Raw genomic sequence first — 6,012 nt, 5'->3', positions numbered from 1 at the left:
GAAAGCCGCGATGAACCAAAAAAAAGCCGCGCTATAAAAGCGCGGCACCTTGGGCTCGGTTAAAGGGGGTTTCTTTTTTTAGTATTTTACATTCTCTGTTTTTGTTATTCGGTTGCTTCACTATCCCTGCGCTTTCAGTTTTAGACGCATCGCGTGCAGCACTGGCTCGGTGTAACCGCTCGGCTGAGCACAGCCTTCGAATACCAACTGACACGCCGCTGAAAATGCAATGCTGTTTTCAAAATCAGGCGCCATGTTACGGTAACTCGGGTCGCCAGCGTTTTGCTCATCCACCACTGCGGCCATACGCTTCATGGTTTTCATTACCTGAGCTTCCTCGCAAATGCCGTGACGTAACCAGTTCGCAATATGCTGGCTTGAAATACGCAGCGTCGCTCGGTCTTCCATTAACCCTACATCGTTAATATCAGGTACCTTCGAACAACCAACGCCTTGGTCAATCCAACGAACCACATAACCCAAAATACCTTGGGTGTTGTTATCCAGTTCACTTTGAATATCTTGCGCGGTAAGCTTTTGATCGCCCAGTAACGGGATAGTAAGAATATCATCGACATTGGCTCTCACTCGCTCACGAAGCTCTTTCTGACGGCTTGGTACACTCACCTTATGATAGTGCAGCGCGTGCAAAGTCGCGGCGGTTGGAGAAGGAACCCAAGCGGTATTGGCACCCGCTTGTGGATGTCCGATTTTCGCGTCCATCATCTTCGCCATATTATCCGGCTCTGGCCACATACCTTTACCAATCTGGGCTTTACCTTGCAGGCCACAAGCTAAGCCAAGATCAACGTTTTGATCTTCGTATGCGCCAATCCAAGTCATGGTTTTCAGCTGTGTTTTAGGAGCAAAAGGCCCCGCTTCCATACTGGTGTGAATCTCATCACCCGTTCGGTCTAAGAAACCTGTGTTGATAAACACAACACGATCTTTAGCTGCACGAATACATTCTTTAAGGTTAACCGAAGTACGACGCTCTTCGTCCATGATGCCGACTTTTATCGTGAATCGATCTAGCCCTAATGCATCTTCAATACGGCCAAACAATTCATTAGTAAAGGCGACTTCTTCAGGGCCATGCATCTTAGGTTTTACGATGTTGATACTGTTCGCAGTCGAGTTTTGGTACGCGCTGTTGCCTTTTAAATCATGCATCGCAATTAACGAAGTGATCATGCCATCCATAATGCCTTCAGGCACTTCATTACCTTCGGCATCAATAATCGCAGGGTTAGTCATCAAGTGGCCGACATTACGGATGAACAACATGCTGCGGCCTTTTAGTGAAATCTCACCACCCGTCACGCTGGTGTATTGGCGATCGGGATTAAGGTTACGAACAATAGTTTTGCCGTTTTTCTCTAGTGATTCTTGCAGATCACCTTTCATCAAGCCTAACCAGTTACGGTAAGCCAATGCTTTGTCTTCACCATCAACTGCAGCAACCGAGTCTTCGCAATCCATAATGGTTGTTAGGGCAGCTTCGACCAACACATCTTTAATACCCGCCACATCAACGCTACCAATCGGTGCGCTTGGGTCAATTTGAATTTCGATGTGCAGATTATTGTGTTTAAGAAGAATGCACGAAGGGGAACTTGCGTCACCTTGATAGCCAATGAACTGGTCGCTATCAATGAGAGTGACTTCTTCGCCGTTATCGAGTGTCGCTATGAGCTTATTGCCGATGCTAGCGTTACTGATGCTGTATTTGGTCACGTCTTTATGAGAGACACCGTTTAATGGCGCTGCATCATCAAGGAACTCACGAGCATAAGTCACTACTTTAGCGCCACGAGCAGGGTTAAAGCTTCCGCCCTTTTCCGCGCCATCACTTTCACTGATCACGTCCGTTCCGTAGAGCGCATCATATAGACTGCCCCAACGCGCATTGGCTGCGTTAAGTGCAAAGCGTGCGTTCATGATTGGCACCACAAGCTGCGGCCCTGCTTGTGTTGCGATCTCAGGTTCTACGCTGGCTGTCGTCACTTGAAAGTCATCGCCTTCAGGAACCAAATAACCGATCTGCTGTAAGAACTGTTTGTACTCTACAGGATCTAGCGTTTGCCCGGCACGCTCTTGGTGCCAAACGTCAATTTGATGTTGAAGATCTTCACGCTTGATAAGCAATGCGCGATTTTTTGGCGCCAAATCTTCAAGAATGGTTGCAAATGATTGCCAAAAGTCTTCAGCGACAATGCCTGTTCCAGGAATCACCTGCTCATTAATTAATTGGTAGAGGGTGCTATCAATGTTCAAGCTTCCCTGTTGAATACGACTGCTCATAAAATCTCTCTCAAACTAATTGATGGCTACTCAATAAATTTTCGTGACTAGCTCAAATTTACTTTACTGATTTAAACTTACTTAACGGACATGAATTTAGCTAATTTATGCCGGTTATATTGGATATTCATATAAAAAATACCCTACAAACTATGTTATTCCGTCACTCCACTCTCGATTTCGTTAGCGACACTTTTAATCAAACGACGCATCCACTGATGGTCTGGATTGGTTTGTAACAATGGACTCCACGCCATCTTCACCTCAAAGGGTTCAATCGCAAATGGCGCAGGCTTGATCAACAATCTAGGATTATTGCGCTGCAGTTGAGCTGCTTTGGTAGGAATAGTCAGGATAAGGTTCTTCTGCTGAGCGAAGAGAATCGCCGACAAATAGTGTCGAGTAAACACCGTGATGTTACGGGTTTTACCGATGCGTATTAATGCCTCATCTATCCAACCAAGCTTTTGTGCTTCACTTGGGTTTATTCCCACTCCCGTTCCCATACCTGTCTTACTTACCCAAATATGTTGTGCCTTTAAATAAGACAAAATATCGAAGTTGTCGGCGATCGGGTTGTCACAACTAAATAGGCAAGAAAACCCGTCGTGCCAGAGGCTCATCTGGTGAAACGACTGAGGAATATCGTCAAATCGGTTGATAATTATATCAACGGTACCTTGCTCTACATCCTGATAACTCACGTCACTTGGCGTCATGATATCCAGTCGTATTTTCGGTGCTATCTCACTTAACCTTTTCAGAAGAGGTTGAATAATGGTCGACTCTGCATAGTCACTCGCCATGATACGAAACACGCGTTCACTGTCTTCTGCATTAAACTCTGTGGTCGGTTGCAGTGTCTTCTCTACATTCGCCAAGATGTTTCGAATCAGTGGCTGCAACTTATGCGCGCGTTCGGTCGGTATCATCCCTTCACTTGTTCTTACTAATAGCGGGTCTTCAAACAGATCACGCAATCGGCGAAGGCCATTACTCATGGCAGGCTGAGTAATACCCAATTGATTTGCTGCTCGTGTAACGTTTCTCTCACGTAGCAACATGTCTAAATACACAAGTAAATTAAGGTCTATACGAGCAATATTCATAAGAAAAATACCGAATATAATAACTATAAATTAACAAAATTATCACATACATGATTATTATTTGTCCATGGTTAGATTTAATCCAAATCAAATGACCTCGCCAAATTGGCCAACATGTCCACGTGAAACTAAGGAATAGTTATGTCGCAAATTACACAAGATATCGAAATGATTGAAGTTGCAAAAAGCGCTGCTGGTGCTCCATGGGATGCAATTAACCCTGAATCTGCTGCTCGTATGCGAGCTCAAAACAAATTCAAAACAGGTCTGGATATTGCGCAATACACGGCAGATATCATGCGTGCAGACATGGCGGCTTACGACGAAGACAGCTCTCAATACACTCAGTCTCTGGGTTGCTGGCATGGTTTCATCGGCCAACAAAAGCTGATTTCTATTAAGAAGCACTTTGATGGCAAGACTGACCGTCGTTACCTATACCTTTCTGGTTGGATGGTTGCTGCACTTCGCTCTGACTTTGGTCCACTTCCAGACCAATCAATGCATGAGAAAACATCGGTTGCAGGCCTAGTAGAAGAACTATACACATTCCTGCGCCAAGCCGATGCTCGTGAACTGGGTGGTTTATTCCGTGAGCTAGACGCTGCGCGTGAAGCAGGTGATGTGAACCTACAAGACCGTATTCAAGACAAAATCGACAACCACGTGACACACGTAGTGCCAATCATTGCCGATATCGATGCTGGTTTCGGTAACGCAGAAGCGACTTACCTAATGGCTAAGCAGATGATTGAAGCGGGAGCTTGTTGTCTACAAATCGAAAACCAAGTAGCCGACGAGAAACAATGTGGTCACCAAGACGGCAAAGTAACGGTTCCACACGCTGACTTCCACGCAAAACTTCGTGCGCTTCGTTACGCTTTCCTTGAGCTAGGCATCGACAACGGCATCATCGTTGCTCGTACCGATTCACAAGGTGCTGGCCTAACAAAAGAAATCGCCGTAGTGAAAGAGCCGGGCGACCAAGGTGACATCTACAACTCATACCTAGATGTTGAAGAGATTGATGTTGCTGATATGGCTGAAGGCGATGTTTGTTTCAACCGTGACGGCAAGCTAGTTCGACCTAAGCGTCTACCTTCAGGTTTATACCAATTCCGCCAAGGTACTGGTGAAGATCGTTGTGTATTTGACTGTATCGAAGCAATCAATGCAGGTGCTGACCTACTTTGGATTGAGACTGAGAAACCACACATCGGTCAAATCAAAGAGATGATGGACGGCGTACGTGAAGTACACCCTAATGCGAAACTGGTTTACAACAACTCTCCATCATTCAACTGGACGCTAAACTTCCGTCAGCAAGCTTACGATGCGATGGTAGCAGAAGGTAAAGATGTTTCAGCTTACGACCGTGCTAGCCTAATGAGTGCTGAATATGACGAAACTGAATTGTCTAAACGAGCTGATGACAAGATTCGCACATTCCAAGCGGATGCATCTCGTGAAGCGGGTATCTTCCATCACTTGATTACTCTACCGACTTACCACACTGCAGCGCTGTCTACTGACAACCTTGCAAAAGAATACTTCGGTGACCAAGGCATGCTGGGCTATGTTGCAAATGTTCAGCGTAAAGAGATACGCCAAGGCATCGCTTGTGTTAAACACCAAAACATGTCTGGTTCAGACATCGGTGATGATCACAAAGAGTACTTCGCGGGTGAGAATGCACTAAAAGCCGCGGGTGAAGCGAATACGTCTAATCAATTTGATTAACCGCTAACGCTAAAGCCTCCCCCGTCCTTCTCTCTTACTTAGGTAAGATCCGGGGGAAGGCTTTGAGATAAAGCTTGTACTGCCAGCTTTATCTCAAAGCCTCAGATTTGTGTTCCACACCACGGTTAACCGAACAACTTCTGTTTAAGCTAACTGTATACGTATTTGTTCAGATTCCTATTTGTTAAGATTCTTATTTTTTGAGAGTGCCTATGACTTCAATACCTACACACCTACAAGATGCAAAAACACTGTTATCAGAGAATGGTTTCGCGACGGGTGATACTTGGTATCACGGCACATCTTCCGCTTTATTGGCTTCTATTCAAGGCCAAGGTTTAAAACGTTCTGGAGACAAAGCGCTCAACGAAGCAGCTTCAAAAACTATGGCGACCATCGGCAACAACTACACCGAATCGGTTGAGCCAGTGTTTCTCACCCAGAGCAAAGAACTGGCATATTACTGGGCTCAACAAACCGTTCGTGAGCGAGGCGTTCGCTTCGAAGGTGAAGAACAGCCTATCGTATTAGCGGTAAACTTATCTGAAAAGCAACGTGCCAAAGTAAGACCGGACGTAGGAGCAATGAGTCTATTGATGATGAGTGTGGGCGAGCAATTCATGTCTCACCTCACTGAAATTTATCAAGCCAATAACATTGCAGGCCCCGACATCGAGCTTCGCACTGCTGATCGCATGGACTACCTCAATAAACTCGGTATGGCCTACATTGATGAAGACATCAGCCGTGCTTGTGTTCAGGAGTTAGCTGAGCCCGAGTTGGCCGACTGAAAACGTTCAACAAATCAGTCTTCTTAAAAACAAAAATGGCTCCCAATACGGCTGTCTCTTATACACAA

At 45.6% G+C, this 6,012-nt stretch carries 4 protein-coding genes; 2 read left to right on the top strand and 2 right to left on the bottom strand.

The window, feature by feature from the left end:
* Positions 1-120: 120 nt before the first annotated feature.
* Together AB4507_RS08985 and AB4507_RS08980 are read right to left on the bottom strand one after the other, a co-directional pair.
* Positions 121-2,304 carry a malate synthase G gene (locus tag AB4507_RS08985; protein WP_065583554.1) on the bottom strand — a complete coding sequence of 728 codons (2,184 nt, stop codon included), beginning with the start codon at positions 2,302-2,304 and terminating at the stop codon, positions 121-123.
* Positions 2,305-2,459: 155 nt separating this feature from the next.
* On the bottom strand, positions 2,460-3,413 hold the full coding sequence (locus AB4507_RS08980; RefSeq protein ID WP_372074508.1) for a LysR family transcriptional regulator: 954 nt from the start codon (positions 3,411-3,413) through the stop codon (positions 2,460-2,462).
* 141 nt (positions 3,414-3,554) lie between these two features.
* Here AB4507_RS08980 and AB4507_RS08975 point away from each other — a divergent pair, with 141 nt between their 5' ends.
* Both AB4507_RS08975 and AB4507_RS08970 read left to right on the top strand, forming a co-directional pair.
* Entirely contained in the window at positions 3,555-5,153 is a 1,599-nt protein-coding gene (locus AB4507_RS08975) for an isocitrate lyase (protein WP_136981762.1), read from the top strand.
* Positions 5,154-5,365: 212 nt separating this feature from the next.
* Positions 5,366-5,944 (top strand): hypothetical protein, encoded by a 579-nt coding sequence (locus AB4507_RS08970; protein WP_017067975.1) that lies wholly within the window; start codon positions 5,366-5,368, stop codon positions 5,942-5,944.
* The last annotated feature ends 68 nt before the right edge of the window (positions 5,945-6,012 follow it).

This window comes from Vibrio sp. 10N.222.54.A3 (genome assembly GCF_041474095.1).
In the GTDB taxonomy this organism is placed as follows: Bacteria; Pseudomonadota; Gammaproteobacteria; order Enterobacterales; family Vibrionaceae; genus Vibrio; species Vibrio crassostreae_C.
Note: the sequence above shows the minus strand (reverse complement) of the source record. Positions and strands in the feature narration are given on the sequence as shown.